The organism is Actinomadura alba (genome assembly GCF_014323705.1).
Taxonomy (GTDB): Bacteria; Actinomycetota; Actinomycetes; order Streptosporangiales; family Streptosporangiaceae; genus Actinomadura_C; species Actinomadura_C alba.
Genome location: NZ_JABVEC010000084.1, coordinates 1 through 1,469 on the forward strand (window position 1 = coordinate 1; position 1,469 = coordinate 1,469).

The window sequence follows — 1,469 nt, forward strand, 5'->3', positions numbered from 1 at the left end:
GGGCCTGTCAAGTCCTATGTGTAAGTTCGGGCGACGTTCTTCCTTCTTCGGTGGCTTCGCTGGTTGCTGTTAGTGATCTTGGTTAGAGGGGCAGTCGGTCGCCGAACCGGACGGCCAGGGCGTTCAGCGCCCGTTTCCAGCCGTAGGTGCCGGTCCCGCGTTCTCCCCGCTCACGCACCAGCCCGGTCCCGTCGATATGCCGGCCGGTGATGTTCCGGACCCCGAGATAGAGGAGTTTCATCGCGGCGTCGGTATCGGGGAAGTGCCCGCGATTTTTGGTGATCTTCCTCAGCTGGAAGTTGATCGATTCGATGGTGTTGGTCGAGTAGATCACCTTTCTCAGTTCGGGTTCGAATTCCAGGAACGGGATGAACTGCTGCCAGGCCCGTTCCCACGCGGCGATGACCCCTGGGTAGCGCTTGCCGTGTTCACGCCGCAGGTTCTCCAGTGCGGCCTTGGCGGCGGCTTCGTTGACGGCGGTGTAGATCGGCTTGAGCGCTTTGGCGATGGTCTTTCTGTCTCCGTAGGAGACAAAACGCATCGAGGTGCGGATCAGATGCACCACACACGTTTGGACCTTTGCCTCCGGCCAGACCTGCTCGATCGCCTCAGGCAGGCCCGCGAGCCCGTCGCAGCACACGATGAGGGCGTCATTGAGGCCGCGGTTGCGCAGTTCGGTCAGCACGCTGCCCCAGAACCTGGCTCCTTCCTTGTCCTGGATCCAGATGCCCAGCACGTGCTTGAAGCCCTCCATGTCGACGCCGACGACCAGGTGAGCGGCCCGGTTGTCGACCACTCCACCCTCGCGGATCTTCACCACCAGGGCGTCGATATACAGAATCGGGTAGACCGGGTCGACCGGGCGGGTCTGCCATTCGACGATCTCCTCATGCACTACATCGGTGATCCGGGAGATCAATTCCGGCGAGGTATCGGCTCCGTACACCTCCTTCAGATGAGCCTGGATGTCGCGGGTCGTCATCCCTCGCGCATACAGCGACAAGATGATGTCGTCGATCTGCCCGAGCCGCCGCGTTCTCTTCGGCACGATCTTCGGCTCGAAATCGGAGTTCCGGTCCCGCGGGACCTGGATGCGGACCGGCCCCGCCGTGGTGGTCACGGTCTTGCCGAAGTGGCCATTACGGGAATTGCCCGACCCGTTGCCGGCAGAGTCGCCCTTCACATAACCCAAGTGATCGTCCATCTCAGCACCCAGCGCCCGCTCGATCACCGCTCTGGTCAGCTGATTGATCAGCCCGTCCGTGCCGTCCAGCGGCACTCCCGACGCCTGCGCATCGGCCAGCATCCGATCGATCGCCTGCGGGCTGACCAACTCGGCCAGCCGCTGCGCCGCTGCTTCCTCTTCCGAGACGACGGCCTCGAGCCCGCTCTCTTCCATGGCCTCGGCCAGGATCTCCCCGACTGCCTTCGCCTCGTCCATCATGCTCACGCTCAGTGCCCTCCCTGGA

At 63.2% G+C, this 1,469-nt stretch carries 1 protein-coding gene; it reads right to left on the reverse strand.

Going from position 1 to position 1,469, the window contains the following annotated elements; genetic code table 11:
• Window positions 1–82: 82 nt before the first annotated feature.
• On the reverse strand, window positions 83–1,399 hold the full coding sequence (locus HKK74_RS38815; protein ID WP_376771596.1) for an IS256 family transposase: 1,317 nt from the start codon (window positions 1,397–1,399) through the stop codon (window positions 83–85).
• Between the last annotated feature and the right edge of the window lie 70 nt (window positions 1,400–1,469).

What these genes read in the sequence shown, in the direction of transcription:
- HKK74_RS38815 (WP_376771596.1), bottom strand. Translation starts at nt 1,399, where the DNA reads ATGGAAGAGAGCGGGCTCGAGGCCGTCGTCTCGGAAGAGGAAGCAGCG.